General features: G+C 65.6%; 11 protein-coding genes. 5 read left to right on the top strand and 6 right to left on the bottom strand.

Annotated features, from left to right (window positions below; all coding sequences use genetic code 11):
• Positions 1–371 precede the first annotated feature (371 nt).
• The 5 genes from DBR23_RS11175 to DBR23_RS11155 form a co-directional block, all read right to left on the bottom strand.
• Positions 372–1,139, bottom strand: a complete 768-nt coding sequence (locus DBR23_RS11175; RefSeq protein ID WP_056065199.1) for a class II glutamine amidotransferase — start codon at positions 1,137–1,139, stop codon at positions 372–374.
• Between the two features lie 91 nt (positions 1,140–1,230).
• Positions 1,231–2,688, bottom strand: coding sequence for a DHA2 family efflux MFS transporter permease subunit (locus tag DBR23_RS11170; protein ID WP_108498288.1), 1,458 nt, complete (start codon positions 2,686–2,688; stop codon positions 1,231–1,233).
• Between the two features lie 59 nt (positions 2,689–2,747).
• The gene (locus DBR23_RS11165; RefSeq protein ID WP_108498287.1) at positions 2,748–2,939 is read right to left on the bottom strand and encodes a 4-oxalocrotonate tautomerase; all 192 of its coding nucleotides are present in this window, start codon (positions 2,937–2,939) and stop codon (positions 2,748–2,750) included.
• A gap of 43 nt (positions 2,940–2,982) precedes the next feature.
• Positions 2,983–3,234: a cysteine-rich CWC family protein gene (locus DBR23_RS11160; protein ID WP_108498286.1), complete on the bottom strand. Its 252-nt coding sequence runs from the start codon at positions 3,232–3,234 to the stop codon at positions 2,983–2,985.
• A gap of 202 nt (positions 3,235–3,436) precedes the next feature.
• Entirely contained in the window at positions 3,437–5,647 is a 2,211-nt protein-coding gene (locus DBR23_RS11155) for a malate synthase G (protein WP_108498285.1), read from the bottom strand.
• 230 nt (positions 5,648–5,877) lie between these two features.
• Between DBR23_RS11155 and DBR23_RS11150 the strand changes: the two genes are divergently transcribed.
• The 4 genes from DBR23_RS11150 to DBR23_RS11135 all read left to right on the top strand — a co-directional run bounded on the left by DBR23_RS11150 (position 5,878) and on the right by DBR23_RS11135 (position 11,156).
• Positions 5,878–7,803, top strand: a complete 1,926-nt coding sequence (locus DBR23_RS11150) for an acyl CoA:acetate/3-ketoacid CoA transferase (protein ID WP_108498284.1) — start codon at positions 5,878–5,880, stop codon at positions 7,801–7,803.
• A gap of 151 nt (positions 7,804–7,954) precedes the next feature.
• Positions 7,955–8,890 carry a LysR family transcriptional regulator gene (locus DBR23_RS11145; RefSeq protein WP_108498283.1) on the top strand — a complete coding sequence of 312 codons (936 nt, stop codon included), beginning with the start codon at positions 7,955–7,957 and terminating at the stop codon, positions 8,888–8,890.
• Between the two features lie 30 nt (positions 8,891–8,920).
• Positions 8,921–9,568, top strand: a complete 648-nt coding sequence (locus DBR23_RS11140; protein WP_108498282.1) for a response regulator transcription factor — start codon at positions 8,921–8,923, stop codon at positions 9,566–9,568.
• Positions 9,569–9,644: 76 nt separating this feature from the next.
• Entirely contained in the window at positions 9,645–11,156 is a 1,512-nt protein-coding gene (locus DBR23_RS11135; RefSeq protein ID WP_108498281.1) for a PIN domain-containing protein, read from the top strand.
• A 49-nt stretch (positions 11,157–11,205) separates the two neighbouring features.
• Here DBR23_RS11135 and DBR23_RS11130 read toward each other — a convergent pair whose 3' ends face one another.
• Entirely contained in the window at positions 11,206–13,872 is a 2,667-nt protein-coding gene (locus DBR23_RS11130; RefSeq protein WP_108498280.1) for a PAS-domain containing protein, read from the bottom strand.
• Between the two features lie 242 nt (positions 13,873–14,114).
• Between DBR23_RS11130 and DBR23_RS11125 the strand changes: the two genes are divergently transcribed.
• The coding region (locus DBR23_RS11125) for a cation:dicarboxylate symporter family transporter (RefSeq protein WP_233250398.1) at positions 14,115–14,969 on the top strand (855 nt) is incomplete at its 3' end.

The following is a 14,969-nucleotide window of genomic DNA, read 5'->3' as shown; positions in this document are numbered from 1 at the left end:
CCGATGATAGTGCGGGTTCCCGTGTGAAAGTAGGTCATCGTCAGGCTCTTACAGCCCAGAAAACCCCAGTCAGATATGACTGGGGTTTTTTGCTTTTGGGAAGGCATCGAAATGCGCCAGGGGCTGTAGGCTGGTCAACGCTTGTGGTACCGCAGTTCGCTGGGTTTGCATCGGACTTACCGGACCGCCAAGCGCAGGAAGCCCCTCATCTACACAGTCCGCACAGCTCCACATCTAACTGTCGGAATGGGCTCGCTCGCTTCAATCGATACGGCATGAGCTGATCGGTAGAACCTCGCGAGAAGCGAAGTGCACCCATTCCGCGCGCCCCTATATCCACCGCCTCCCTCAGCGGCGCTACATCTTCTGCGTCAGATAGGCAGCCGTCGGCCTTGTTCGAACACCAGCAGTTCACCTTTGCCGAACGCCGTCCACGTTTCGTTGGTCGTGAGGGGGCTGGTCACGATCACTGCCACCTGATCGTTCACGCCAGTCTCCTTTGAAAAATCCAGCTGGAGGTCTTCGTCACTCAGCTGCGCAGCGCCGAAGGGATGACGGCGCTCTATGTAGTGCAGATGGGTAGAGGCGTGTGCCCACAACGCCTGTCCATTGGAAAGCAGGAAATTGAATGTGCCGTGGGGCGCTATGCGCGCAGCGAGTTCCTTGAGCGTTAGCGTCAGCTCTGGAACAGAAGGCACGCTGGCGTGCGATTTGGCCAACTCCTGCATGATCCAGCAAAACGCGTGCTCGCTGTCGGTATCGCCCACGGGGCGGAAATGCGAATGCAGGCGAGGGCGGAAGTCTTTCAAATCTCCGTTGTGGGCAAAGACCCAGTAGCGGCCCCACAGCTCACGCACGAACGGATGGCAGTTCTGCAGGCTCACCATGCCTTGGGTGGCCTTGCGGATGTGGGCGATAACGTTCCGGCTCTTAATGGGGTAACGGCGAATGAGTTCGGCCACCGGTGAGTCCACGGCCGCCAGATGGTCCACGAAGTGCCGAAGCCCCTTGTCCTCAAAAAACGCGATGCCCCAGCCGTCGGTATGGTGGTCGGTCTTCCCGCCGCGTTGCGCAAAGCCCGTAAAGCTGAAGGTCACATCGGTGGGCACATTGCAATTCATGCCGAGGAGTTGGCACATGGCGAAGGTTCCGTTTCTTTGATTTCTTGAAAGGCTTGGGTGCTCAATGCGCGCATCCGCCTTCAAGCATCAGGACAAGGTATGCCTGCTGTCAATCTGGCCGCGCCTCGCGCAGCTGCCAGGCGGCCACCAGCGCCAGCCCGCACAGAAAAGTCAGCATCAAAAAGGTTTCACCGAATGCTGCGATGCGCGCCGGGTTGCTTGCTCCGGCCGTCAACGAGGCACCATGTGCGCCGAGTCGCCATTCGAGCACGATGCCGCACAGGCTGACCCCGGCTGCGCCGCCCAGCATGCGCAAGAAGCCAATGGCGCTGGAGCCCTGAGAAATGAGCGACTTGTCCAGCGGACGCATGGAGCCCAGATTCAGCGAGGGCAGAATGAAGCCGAGTCCGATGCGCCCCAGGATCGCAAAAGCGACCAGCATCCACAGCGACGAGCCAAGGCCCACAAATACCATCAGCCCGAACGACAGGGCCAGCAAACCGAGGCCGGTGCTGACCAATAAATGGGTGGGCTGCCGGTCCGCCAATCGGCCCACCATGGCGATGGTGGCGGCCAGAACGAACCCTGCCGGCAGCATGAGGGTGCCCACGTGCGATGCCGACAGCTCCAGCCCCAGTTGCATGAACACCGGCAACAGATAGGTAGAGCCGAACAAGGCGGTGCCGTAGATGAATGCCACCACACTGCCCATGGCGAACTGCCGGTACCGGAAGAGGCGCAGGTCCATGAGCGGCTTGCGCCCGGTGCGCAGCAGCCTGCGCTGCCAGGCAATGAAACAGGCGACGGCCACCACAGCACCCATCAGCAAGCCCACCGCCTCGACGTGAGAGCCGCCATGCAGCGACACCAGGCCGTTCAGCAGGCACAGCGTTCCCACCGTCCCCAGCAGAAGGCCTCGCCAGTCCAGCGCCTGGCCTTGCCGATTGGCCTCAACCCCTCCAGGGGCGGTGACCGGTACAAACTTGTACGCCAGCCAGATGGAGGCCAGGCAGAGTGGCACCACCATGAAAAAAATGGAGCGCCAGCCAAACCAATCCACCAGCAAACCGCCCATGCTCGGACCGATGGCCGGCGCCAGCACGACGCCCATGCCAAAGATGCCGCTGGCGCGCCCCTGCTCATGGGGCTGGAAGGCATACAGGATGATGACAGCCGGGATGGGTTGCACGACACCGGCCGCCAGCCCCTCGGCGACGCGTGCTGCCAGCACCAGGCCAAAGTCGCGCGCCAGGCCGCCCCCCACACCGCCAACGAGCAGCAGCAACATCGCGCCCACATAAGTCGCGCGGTAACCGTACCGCGACAACAGCCAGGGGGTGGTGAGCATGGACACGGTGGTGGCCACCATGAACCCGGAGGTGACCCACTGGGCGCGCTCCTGGCCCAGTGCAAAGTAGTGGCTCATGTCCGGTATCGCCACGTTGACGATGGTGGAGGACATGATGGAGGCCATGGTGCCGACCATCACGGACAGCAACAACAGCCACCGGTAGCGCTCGCCATAACGCTCGCGCAATACGGCCAGAGACCCCGAAGCGGTGCTCATGAAGCGATCCAGCAGTGAGGCGATGCCACGGGGTCAGTGACGGAGGGAGGCTGCACCACTCAGGATGTGCGCTCCAGCCAGAGCTTGCCGCCCGTGGCCCAGTTTTCGCGCTTTACGTCCGTAATCAGGATGTCCACCGACTCGGGCGAGCCGCCCAGGATCTTGACGGATACCCGGGTGATCTCTTCCACCAGCTTCTTCTTTTGCTCGACCGTGCGGCCTTCCATCATTTCGATGTGGTACGTGGGCATGTCTTGTTCCTTCGCGCGCTGTGAAGACAGCGAAAAGCCCAAATCATATCGGCGAAGGCGGGTGGCCTGCGGCGGAGGGGGGCTGTGCGTCTGGCGCTGGCGCGCCGCAAGCCGCGCAGATACAGACCTTGCCGCGTGCCTCCTGCGGCAAAGCGGCCAAGGCCGCAGGGTCGATGGTCTGCGTCATGCACCAGCAGCTTTCTGCTGGGAGACCCGCCGCGATAGCGCACTGATTGGGCTGCCCGCACAGCGGGCAGGCAGACGGAACGGGGTGGGTAGGTGGTGCTGCAGGCATAGGAGTGAACGCGTGGGCGTCGGTGCCAGTGTACGGCGCAGCTTGTCCCAAACGCGGTCGCCGCCTCTCACACAACTGAACAAGGTGAGCCGGAGTAATGCCTGAAAGAAAAATAGCTGCTAGTACACATGTTGATTGCGCTAGCAGCTATCAAAAGTAGAGCGGGCAGCGCCATGAATACGGCCCTGCCTGCAGTCGGGAATCAGGCCGCTTGTGCTGCCTTCAGCTTCAGGCGCCAGGCGTGTAGCAGTGGCTCGGTGTAGCCGCTGGGCTGTTCCATGCCCTTGAAGACCAGGTCACACGCTGCCTTGTAGGCCATGCTGGTGGCAAAGTGTCCGGCCATGGGCTGATACAGCGGGTCACCCGCGTTTTGCTGGTCCACCACGGCGGCCATGCGCTCGAAGGTCTCGCGCACCTGCGCTTCTGTCACCACGCCATGGTGCAGCCAGTTGGCCATGTGCTGGCTGCTGATGCGCAGCGTGGCGCGGTCTTCCATCAGGCCCACGTTGTGGATGTCGGGCACCTTGGAGCAGCCCACGCCCTGATCCACCCAGCGAACCACGTAGCCCAGGATGCCCTGTGCGTTGTTGTCCAGCTCCTGCTGCTTTTCAGCGTCTGTCCAGTTCGGGTTGGCGGTGACGGGGATGGTCAGCAGGCCGGTCAGCAGGTTGTCGCGCTCGGCGTTCACGTCGGTCTTTTCCAGCTCGATCTGAATGTCGCTCACCTTCACCTGGTGGTAATGCAGCGCGTGCAGCGTGGCGCCCGTGGGGCTGGGCACCCAGGCGGTGTTGGCACCGGCCTTGGGGTGGGCGATCTTCTGCTTGAGCATCTCGGCCATCAGGTCGGGCATGGCCCACATGCCCTTGCCGATCTGCGCCTTGCCGCGCAGGCCACATGACAGGCCCACGAGCACGTTGTTCTTCTCGTACGACTGGATCCAGGCGCTGGTCTTCATGTCGCCCTTGCGCACCATGGGGCCGGCGTGCATGGCGGTGTGCATCTCGTCGCCGGTGCGGTCCAGGAAGCCGGTGTTGATGAACGCCACGCGACTCGATGCAGCGGCAATGCAGGCCTTGAGGTTGACCGACGTGCGGCGCTCTTCGTCCATGATGCCCAGCTTGACGGTGCTGTCGGGCAGGCCCAGCAGCTTCTCGACGCGGCCGAAGAGTTCAGCGGCAAAGCCGACTTCGGCGGGGCCGTGCATCTTGGGCTTGACGATGTAGACGCTGCCCTTGCGGGAGTTGCGAATACCGTTCGTGCCATGGCCTTGCAGATCGTGCAGTGCAATGGCGGTAGTCACGACCGCGTCCATGATGCCTTCGGGAATCTCGCGCACCTGGCCTTGTGCGTCCTTCCACAGGATGGCCGGGTTGGTCATCAGGTGGCCCACATTGCGCAGGAACATCAGCGAGCGGCCATGCAGGCGTACTTCGCCGCCTTGGGGGGCCGTGTAAACACGGTCAGGGTTCAGCCCGCGCGTGAAGGTCTTGCCGCCCTTGGCGACCTGCTCGGTCAGCGTGGCCTGGATGATGCCCAGCCAGTTGCTGTAGCCCAGCACCTTGTCTTCGGCGTCCACGGCGGCCACAGAGTCTTCCAGGTCCAGGATGGTGGACAGGGCCGCTTCCAGCACCAGGTCGCTCACGCCCGCGGCATCGGACTGGCCGATGGGCGTGCTGCGGTCGATCTGGATATCGAGGTGCAGGCCGTTGTGCTGCAGCAGCACCGACGACGGCGCAGCGGCATTGCCCTGGTAGCCCTTGAACTGCGACGCGTCCTTCAGGCCTGTGGTGCTGCCGTTGGCGAGTGACACCACCAGCTGGCCGCCTTCCACTTTGTAGCCCGTCGAATTCTTGTGCGAGCCCGAGGCCAAAGGCGCGGTGTCGTCCAGCACCTGGCGCGCAAAGGCGATCACCTTGGCGCCGCGCACGGGGTTGTAGCCCTTGCCTTTTTCGGCGCCGCCTTCTTCGCTGATGGCGTCCGTGCCATACAACGCGTCATACAGGCTGCCCCAGCGCGCGTTGGCGGCGTTGAGTGCATAACGTGCGTTCAGGATGGGCACCACCAGTTGCGGGCCGGCCTGCGTGGCCAGCTCGTCGTCCACGTTGGTGGTGGTGGCCTTCACGTCGGCAGGCTGGGGCACCAGGTAGCCGATCTTTTCGAGAAAGCCGCGGTAGGCCACCATGTTCTGGATGGGGCCGGGGTTGGCCTTGTGCCAGGTGTCCAGCTCGGTCTGCAGGCGGTCGCGCTCGGCCAGCAGGGCGATGTTGCGCGGGGCCAGGTCGGACACGATGGCGTCAAAACCTTTCCAGAAGGCGGTGGCGTCCACCCCCGTGCCGGGCAGCACCTTATCTTCGACAAAGCGGTACAGGGAAGTGGCCACTTGCAGGCCGTGGACTTGGGTGCGTTCGGTCATGGGGTGCCTCAAGAAGAGTGGTGAAAACGGAGATCAATGAAAAACGGTGCCCGCAACAGCAGGCCATGGAGAGACTGTATTGCAAATGTTTGCCCACATAAATACGCTGAAAATCTCTAAACCAGTGACTTTTACGCAAAACTGGTGACAGTCCGTAGTCACCCTGAATGGTGCTTTCGCCCGTTACCCACTACGCTGCGCGCACAACAAACCCACCGGGAGACAAACCCATGCAGGCACCCCTGGACGCCAGCGCGCTCAACGCGGCCCACAAGAACAAGATCGTGAGCGCCGCCGATGCCGTGCAGCTCATCCACGATGGCGACACCGTGGCCACGGGCGGCTTTGTGGGCATCGGCTTTGCCGAGAGCATTGCCGTGGCGCTGGCCCAGCGCTGGGAAACGACCCAAACCCCACGCGACCTCACGCTGGTCTACGCCGCAGGGCAGGGCGACGGCAAGCAGCGGGGCCTCAACCACCTGGGCCACGCCGGCCTGCTCAAGCGCGTGATCGGCGGGCACTGGAGCCTGGTGCCGCGCATCCAGAAGCTGGCGGTGGACAACCAGATCGAGGCCTGGAACCTGCCCCAGGGCGTGATCACGCACCTGTTCCGCGACATCGCTGCGGGCAAGCCCGGCACGCTCACGCGCGTGGGCCTGGACACCTTTGTGGACCCGCGCCACGGCGGCGGCAAGCTCAACGCGCGCACCACCGAAGACCTGGTGCGCATCCTGCCCATCGACGGGCAGGACTACCTGTTCTACAAGGCCTTTCCGATCCACGTGGGCATCATCCGCGCGACCACGGCCGACGCCGACGGCAACCTCACCATGGAGCGCGAGGCGCTCACGCTCGAAGCGCTGGCGATTGCCATGGCCGCGCGCAACTCGGGCGGCGTGGTCATCGCGCAGGTTGAGCGCATCGCCGAGCGCGGCACGCTCAACCCCCGGCAGGTGAAGGTGCCCGGCGTGCTGGTGGACGCCGTGGTGCTGGCCACCGAGCCCGCGCACCACCACCAGACCTTTGCCGAGCCCTACAGTGCCGCGTTTGCGGGCGAGTTGCGCGTGCCCATGGACACGCTGGAGGCCATGCCGCTCACCGAGCGCAAGATCATCGCCCGCCGCGCGGCACTGGAGCTGCGCCCGCACCAGGTGGTGAATCTGGGCATCGGCATGCCCGAGGGCGTGGCCAACGTGGCGGCTGAGGAGCGCATCATCGATCTCGTCACGCTCACGGCCGAGCCCGGCGTGATCGGCGGCATCCCCGCCGGCGGCCTGAACTTCGGCGCGGCCGTGAACCCGCAGGCCATCATCGACCAGCCCAACCAGTTCGACTTCTACGACGGCGGGGGCCTGGACATCGCGATCCTGGGCCTGGCGCAGGCCGACCAGCACGGTAACCTCAACGTGAGCAAGTTTGGCCCGCGTCTGGCGGGTGCGGGCGGCTTCATCAACATCAGCCAGAACGCCAAGACCGTGGTGTTTGTCGGCACCTTCACGGCAGGCGCGCTGCAGGTGGAGGCCGTGGACGGCCACCTGCACATCCTGCACGAAGGCGGTGCGCGCAAGCTGGTGCGGGAGGTCGAGCACCGCACCTTCAGCGGCGCCGAAGCCCTGCGGCGCGGCCAGCGCGTGTTGTATGTGACCGAGCGCTGCGTGTTCCGCCTGGTGCCCTCGGGCGAGGTGGATGGCGGCGGTGCGCTGGAGCTGATCGAGTTGGCGCCCGGCATCGACCTGCAGCGCGATGTGCTGGCCCACATGGCATTCACGCCGCGCATCAGCCCCGGCCTGCAGACCATGGACCTGCGCCTGTTCGAGCCCAGCCCGCTGGGCCTGCGCGAGCAGTTGCTCAACCGCCCGCTGGTGCAGCGCTTTGAGCTGGACGCCGCGCGCCAGCTGCTGCACATCGACTTCTCGGGCCTGCAGATCAACACCGCCAGCACCATCGACGCCATCGAGCAGGAAGTGCGCCGCCTGCTCGCTCCGCTCGCCGCACAGGGCGAGCGCGTGGGCGTGATCGTGAACTACGACCACTTCACCATCGCCCCCGACATGGCCGACGCCTACACCGCCATGGTGCAGGGCCTCACGCGCGACCTCTACACCGAGGTCAAGCGCTATGGCACCGTGGGGTTCCTCAAGTCGCGCCTGGTGTGAAGTGGGGGTGATGCTGGATCACTATCATTTATGTAGCTGCCCAGGCATGTTGCACTAGCGCATGCGGCCTGTTTGTCTCTAAAACCGATCACAGGCCGTGCCCAAGTCCGTCACCAGGCCCTTCGCCGCTTTATCCCCATAATCAGCGCCCATGGACAAACTCAAGGCCTTCGAATCGTTTGTGTCGGTGGCAACACGCGGCAGCCTCACCGCTGCGGCCAAGGCCGAGGGCGTGGCGCCGGCCATCATGGGGCGGCGGCTCGATGCGCTGGAAGAACACCTGGGCGTGAAGCTGCTGGTGCGCACCACGCGCCGCATCAGCCTCACGCACGAGGGCAGTGCTTTTCTGGAAGACTGCCAGCGCCTGTTGTCCGACGTGGCCAACGCCGAGGCCAGCGTGTCCGAAGGGGGCGTCAAGGCCACGGGCCATTTGCGCATCACCGCGCCGGCCGGCTTTGGCCGCCGCCATGTGGCGCCGCTGGTGCCACGTTTTCGCACCGCCCACCCGGACGTGACCATCTCGCTCAACCTCAGCGACCGCGTGGTGGACCTGGCGGGCGAGGGCTATGACTGCGCCGTGCGCGTGGGCGACCTGCCTGACTCGTCGCTGGTGAGCGTGCGCATTGCCGACAACCGCCGCCTGTGCGTGGCCACACCCGCCTACCTGCAGCGTCACGGCACCCCGCGCCACCCCAGCGAGCTGGTGCAGCACGACTGCCTCACGCTGTCGAGCGAGGCATCGCAAACACGGGGCTGGGCGTTCCGCATGCCGGTCGGAGGCGGTGGCACCGAGGTCATCCACCTCAAGCCTGGCGGCCCTCTCGATTGCTCGGACGGGCAGGTGCTGCACGACTGGTGCCTGGCGGGCTACGGCATTGCCTGGCGCAGCACCTGGGAGGTGGAGGCCGAGATCGCCGCCGGGCGCCTGGTGGAGGTGCTGCACGATTTTGCGGCGCCGCCCAACGGCATCTATGTGGTGTTTCCGCAGCGCAAGCACATGCCGCTGCGGGTGCGGCTGTGGATCGAACACCTCAAGCACCAGTACGCACAGCCCGCGTTCTGGAAAGGCCCGCAGGCCGGCGGCTGATCGCCCCCGTGGCAGACTGCACAACACTCCATGTCCACCGCGCCCACACTCCTCGTTGCTGACGACCACCCGCTGTTCCGTGCGGCTGTGCTGCACGTGCTGCGAGAGCGGCTGCCGCAGTTCCGCACGCTGGAGGCGGCCAGCGCCGCCACGCTGGGCCAGGCGCTGCAGGACCACCCCGAGGTCGAGCTGGTGCTGCTGGACCTGAGCATGCCCGGTACGCGCGGCTTCTCGGCCCTGTTGCATGTGCGCGGCGAATACCCCGAGCTGCCCGTGGTCATCATCTCGTCCAACGACCACCCCCGCGTCATCCGCCGCGCCCAGCAGTTTGGTGCTGCGGGCTTCATCCCCAAGTCCGCGCCCGCCGACGCCATGGGCGACGCCATCCAGGCCGTGCTGGACGGCGGCAGCTGGTTCCCGCCCATGGCGGCCGAGCGCTCCGAGGCCGACGCCGAACTGGCCGCGCGCCTGGCGCAGCTCACGCCCCAGCAGTTCCGCGTGCTGCTGTGTTTGGCCGATGGCCTGCTGAACAAGCAGATTGCGAGCGCGCTGGGCCTGGCCGAGAACACGGTGAAGGTGCATGTCACCGCCATCCTGAAAAAGCTCGCGTGCTACAGCCGCACGCAGGCGGCGGTGCTGGTCAAAAGCCTGGAGGCGGAGGGAGTGGAGCCGGATTGAAGGGGCGGTTTTGAGAAAAATAGGCGCTTGCGCTTGTTAGATATGCGCAAGTAGCTATGAAAAGAGGAGTGAGGGAATGGATTACCCAGCGCTGCAAGCCCGGCTGCGCAGTTTTGCTGCAGCTCGGGACTGGCAGTCTCGCCACACACCTAAGAACCTGGCCATGGCGCTGACGGTGGAGTCGGTGGGGCTGCTGGAGATGTTCCAGTGGACAACGTTGAGCGAATCGCGCGGCGTGGGGCGCGACCCTGCCCACAAAGAGCGCGTGGCCCATGGGATTGCCGACGTGCTGCTGTGTCTGCTGCAAATGGCAGACCAGGCGGGGGTAGACCTTCCAGAGGCCGTGGAGCAAACGTTGCGTGCGAAGGCGCTTGAACACCCACCCAAGCACCCGGAGCTGGAACCTCGGATGCCCAACGCCGCCGTGGCTGTCATGCCGGCACCTACAGCCCCTAGGGTGCACCTGCTCGTTGATTGGGAAAACGTGCAGCCTAAGGGCGATGAACTCAAAGCATTAGTGCCAGAGGGCACAGATGTGTGGCTGTTCCATGGCCCGCATCAGGCGGTGGACGCTTCGGGGCATCAGCAGGTTTATGGAGCAGAGCAGGTGACGCAGATCCCGAGAACGGGCTCGGGCAGGAACGCGCTGGATTTCCAGCTGGCTTACTACGTCGGGTATATCTCAGCCCGTCAGCCGGAGGGCACGTTTGTGGTCGTCTCAAACGACCAGGGGTATGAACCCATGTTGGAGCATGCGAGGGAACTGGGGTTTCATGCGCAGCGGTGTGGGTTCCGCAGAATGCCGACACCGCCCGCCGCACCCCCAGCGCTGAAGTCCGCGCCCTTGCTGCAGCCAAAGCCCCCGTCGGCGGCGAGCCCTGCGGTGGAGGTGACGGTCAGGACCACCTCAAAAGCAGCAGCACAGCCTTCGCTTGCAAAAGTTGCCCCAACCCGCACCCAGGCCACGCGGGCAGACATGCAGCAACTGCTGGCCCAGCTGGATGGGCTGGCGTCACCCCAGCGCCCCGCGCAGAAGGATGCGCTGTTGGTGCTGCTCCAAAGTTGGTTGGGCGAGCCCAGCGCACGGTCGCCGCGCACATCCCACGCATTGGCACAGTTGCAAGCGCGAAAGCGGGTGGTGGTCAAGGGCGATGCTGTGTCCTATCCGCCCGTGGTGGCGGCCCAGCCCGTGGCGAAAAATTCCGCCGCTAAGACGGCTCCTTCAAAGACAGGGACTGCAAAGAAAGCCTCCGCTTCCAAAGCGCCTGCACAACTGCCGGTGCCGAAGAAATCCGCCGTCTCAGCCCCATCCAAGCCATCCGTCCCCGCCGTTGGCAAGACCGCAGCAAAGACTGCGCAACCCCCCACCGCAGCCCAGGTGGCGCGGGCAGTGCTGGCCAGTCTTCAGAAGATGACCGCGAACAAGCCTCGGCAACGAACTGGTTTGCTCAAGCACATTCAGACCCAGGCCGCGCGGTCAGAAGACCCGGCGGCCATGGCGCAGCGTGTGCTGAGCCTGCTGGAGGCGCGCAAGGACGTGGTCACTGCATCGGATGGCAAAGGAATTACCTACTTGACAGTGAAATAGGTGCTTGGCGCTTGCCCATCAAGCGCCTCAAGCTATCAAAAATGCAGCTTTAAGGCGTGCCTTGCTGCAACCTCAGCAGCGTCTGGCTCACCAGCGCCCGCAGTGCAGGCGCGCGCACCGGCTTGGCCAGAAAGCCCCAGCCGCGTTCGGCGGCCTGGCGGCGCAGGGTGGCATCGCGCTCGGCGGTGACCAGGATCACGGCGGGTGTCTGGCCCCAGCGCTGGCACAGCTGCGCGAACACTTCGGGGCCGTGGAGGCCGGCGCCCAGGTGCACGTCCAGCAGCACCAGCTGCGGCGCCTGGCCGGGCTGGGCGGCGGCCAGGGCCTCGGGCGCGCCAGCGGCCAGTGGCACCGTGCAGCCCCAGCGCTGCAGCAGAGCCTGCGTGGCGGCGCAGGTAGGGCCGTCGTCATCAATCACCCAGGCGCTGCTGCCTTGCAGGGGGGCGTCGTCGGCGGGTTGCTGCGTGGTGGCGGGGGGCGCAGCCTGCTGCGCGGCGGCGGGGTTGCCCAGCGGCACACACACCCAGAACACGCTGCCGCGCCCCAGTTGCGAGCGCAGGCCGATCTCGTGCCCCAGCAAGCGGCCCAGGCGTTCGACGATGGCCAGGCCCAGGCCTGCGCCCCGGTCGTCAGCGCGGCCTTCGTCCAGGCGGCGGAATTCTTCAAAGATCTCGCGCTGCAATGCCTCGGGGATGCCAGGGCCCTGGTCGTGCACCTCGATGCGCAGGTGGTCGCCCACCCTGCGGCAGCCCACCACGATGCGCCCGCGCCGGCTGTAGCGGATGGCGTTGGAGACAAAGTTCTGCAGGATGCGGCGCAGCAGGTTGTCGTCGGTGCGGACCACGGCGCGCGTGGGCACGCAGCGCAGTTGCAGGCCCTGGCTTTCAGCCAGCACGCCAAAGTTGTGGCCCAGCACCTGTAGCAGGGGCCCCAGGGCCACGTCGTGGATGTGCACATCGAACTGGCCCGACTCCATGCGCGAGATGTCGAGCAGGCTGTTGAGGATGGCGTCCTGCGCGGCCAGGGCGCCGTCGATGCTGTCCACGGCGTGCCGTTCGGCGTCGCCTGGCAGATGGCTGCGCAGCAGCGAGGTGAACATGCGTGCGGCGTTCAGGGGCTGCAGCAGGTCGTGCACGGCGGCGGCCACAAAGCGGGTTTTGGAGCGGTTGGCCTGCTCGGCCTCGCGCCGCGCGGCGTCCAGGTCGCGGGTGCGGTCGGCCACGCGCTGCTCCAGTGCGTCGGCCAGCGATCGCAGCTCGCGTGCGGCGTTCTTGTAGCTGGTGATGTCGGCGTAGCTGGTCACAAAACCGCCCTCGGGCAACGGGTTGCCCCGGATCTCCAGCACCGTGCCGTCGTCCTTGGCGCTTTCGTGCAGGTGGGGGGTGCCGCTGCGCAGGTGGGCCAGGCGGCGTTCGATGGCTTCTTCTACCGGGCCCGGGCCCAGCAGGCCCCGGCGCGCGTTGTGGCGCATCAGGTCTTCAATGGGGCGGCCCACCTGCATCAGGTCGGCGGGGTAGCGGAACAGCTGCACATAGCGCGAGTTCCACGCCACCAGCTTCAGGTCGGCGTCGATGATGACCACCCCCTGGGGCAGATGTTCCAGACTGCGGGAGAGGCCCATGTCGGCCTGCTGCGCCGCCTGCACGATGCCGTCCTGCGCGGTGCGCAACTCCTGCGCATGCTGTTGCAGCACGGTCTCCAGCTCCTGGCGGCTGCGTTGGCGCAGGCGGGCCAGGCGCTGGCGCTGCCGCACAAACAGCACCAGCAGCGACAGGGCCAGCCAGCCGCCGCCCCCGGCTGCGGCCGCCCAGCGGCTGTCGGCAATGCTGCTGTGGGTGGTGTGCACCAGGTGCAGTTGCCAGGGCGTGCCGGGCAGGGGCTGGGTCAGCCACAGCATGCGGCCGGGCGGGGCGGGCATGTCGGCGGACGGCTGCACGCGCACCAGCCGCCCGCCGTTGTCCAGGCGGTCGTCCACGCGGACGTCGAGCGGGCGCAGCGGCTGGTCGGAGTATTGCCGGGTGGCGTTCAGCTCACGGCGCTCTTCATCGTCCAGCGGCTCCAGTAGGCGGTAGCGCCAGGCGTCCTGGCTGGCGAGAAAGACCACGCCATGCGCGTCCGACGCGAGCACGATGTCGGGTGTCTGCAGCCATTCGCGCTCCAGCTCCTGCAGCGCAATCTTGATGGCCACCAGCCCCAGGATATGGCCGCTGTCGTCGCGGATGGCCTGCGACAGGAAGTAGCCCGGCTCGCCCGTGGTCACGCCAATGCCGTAGAAGCTGCCGCGCCCCTGGGCCAGCGCCTGCTGCACATAGGGGCGAAAGCTGTAGTCCACGCCCACGTTGCTGGTGGCCGTGCGCCAGTTGCTGGCGGCCACGGCCAGGCCGTCGCGGTCGAGCAGGGTGAGGGTGGAGGACTGGCTGGCGCCGTTGGCCTGCTCCAGCTTGCGGTTGAGCTGCGCTACCTCGTCGGTGCTCAGGGTGCGGCGCAGGGCGTCCTGCAACTGCGCGTCCAGGGCCAGCACCTCGGGCAGGGTGCGGTAGCGGTCGATGCGCTGGGCCAGCGTTTGCCCGTACAGGGCCAGCTGGCGCTGCACGCTCTCGCTTTCGTCCAGCAAGGACCGGTGCCAGGCCCACTGGCCGGCCGCGAACATGCTGGCCACCGTGCCTGCTAGCAGGATGAGCAGCGTCCAGAACTGGCGAAGGCGGGGCGTGGGCATGGGAATCCAGCGGGGTGGTTGTGCGGCACCAAGGCCAATTGGGTGCGGGTGGGAGTGCGCTGCACCAGGCTGGGGACTAAGTAGTTACCCTGATTTGGTGCGCGCGTTCTCCTATGAAGCCGCTCTCGACTAATACCAATAGGTTATCGGCTGAAACAAAGTGCAGCGGTACAAACGGCACCCTTGACGCGCGCCGGAGGCACCCCGGTGGTGCAGACCCGTGACCCCAGGAGACCCGTTCCATGCACAACCATTCCGCTCCCGCAGCCTCGACCTTGAAGCTGCCTTTCTATCGGCAACTGTACTTCCAGGTGGTGTTCGCCATCGTCCTGGGCGTTCTGCTGGGCCATTTCGAGCCGTCGTACGGCGAGGCGCTCAAGCCGCTGGGTGACGCGTTCATCAAGCTGGTCAAGATGATCATCGCCCCGGTGATCTTCCTGACCATCGTGACCGGCATCGCTGGCATGTCGCAGCTCTCCACCGTGGGCCGCGTGTTCGGCAAGGCCATGGCGTACTTCCTGTTCTTCTCCACGCTGGCCCTGGTGGTGGGCCTGGTGGTGGCCAACGTGGTGCAACCCGGCGCGGGCATGAACATCAATGTGGCCGACCTGGACCAGACGGCTGTGAAGGGCTATGTAGCCAAGTCGCACGAGATGACGCTCACGGGCTTTGCGATGGACATCATCCCCAAGACGCTGGTGAGCCCGTTCGTGGGCGACAACATCCTGCAGGTGCTGCTGGTGGCCGTGCTGTTTGGCATTGGCTTGGCCATGGTGGGTGAGGCGGGCCGTCCGGTGCTGAACTTTCTGGACGCGCTGACGACGCCTGTGTTCAAGGTGGTGGGCATCGTGATGAAGGCCGCGCCCCTGGGTGCGTTTGGTGCCATGGCGTTCACCATTGGCAAGTTTGGCCTGGGCTCACTGGTCAATCTGGCCTGGCTGGTGGGTTCGTTCTACATCACCTCGCTGCTGTTTGTGGTGGTGATCCTGGGCTTTGTGGCGCGCCTGTGTGGCTTCTCAGTGTTCAAGCTGATCCGCTACCTCAAGGCTGAGCTGATGCTGGTGCTGGGCACGTCTTCGTCTGAATCGGCCCTGCCG

It is taken from the genome of Acidovorax sp. HMWF018 (genome assembly GCF_003061035.1).
Classification (GTDB): domain Bacteria; phylum Pseudomonadota; class Gammaproteobacteria; order Burkholderiales; family Burkholderiaceae_C; genus Acidovorax; species Acidovorax delafieldii.
This window is presented reverse-complemented; position numbering and strand designations above follow the sequence as displayed.

What these genes read in the sequence shown, in the direction of transcription:
- DBR23_RS11145 (WP_108498283.1), top strand. Translation starts at nt 7,955, where the DNA reads ATGGACAAACTCAAGGCCTTCGAATCGTTTGTGTCGGTGGCAACACGC.
- DBR23_RS11170 (WP_108498288.1), bottom strand. Translation starts at nt 2,688, where the DNA reads ATGAGCACCGCTTCGGGGTCTCTGGCCGTATTGCGCGAGCGTTATGGC.
- DBR23_RS11135 (WP_108498281.1), top strand. Translation starts at nt 9,645, where the DNA reads ATGGATTACCCAGCGCTGCAAGCCCGGCTGCGCAGTTTTGCTGCAGCT.
- DBR23_RS11175 (WP_056065199.1), bottom strand. Translation starts at nt 1,139, where the DNA reads ATGTGCCAACTCCTCGGCATGAATTGCAATGTGCCCACCGATGTGACC.
- DBR23_RS11130 (WP_108498280.1), bottom strand. Translation starts at nt 13,872, where the DNA reads ATGCCCACGCCCCGCCTTCGCCAGTTCTGGACGCTGCTCATCCTGCTA.
- DBR23_RS11140 (WP_108498282.1), top strand. Translation starts at nt 8,921, where the DNA reads ATGTCCACCGCGCCCACACTCCTCGTTGCTGACGACCACCCGCTGTTC.
- DBR23_RS11165 (WP_108498287.1), bottom strand. Translation starts at nt 2,939, where the DNA reads ATGCCCACGTACCACATCGAAATGATGGAAGGCCGCACGGTCGAGCAA.
- DBR23_RS11150 (WP_108498284.1), top strand. Translation starts at nt 5,878, where the DNA reads ATGCAGGCACCCCTGGACGCCAGCGCGCTCAACGCGGCCCACAAGAAC.
- DBR23_RS11155 (WP_108498285.1), bottom strand. Translation starts at nt 5,647, where the DNA reads ATGACCGAACGCACCCAAGTCCACGGCCTGCAAGTGGCCACTTCCCTG.
- DBR23_RS11160 (WP_108498286.1), bottom strand. Translation starts at nt 3,234, where the DNA reads ATGCCTGCAGCACCACCTACCCACCCCGTTCCGTCTGCCTGCCCGCTG.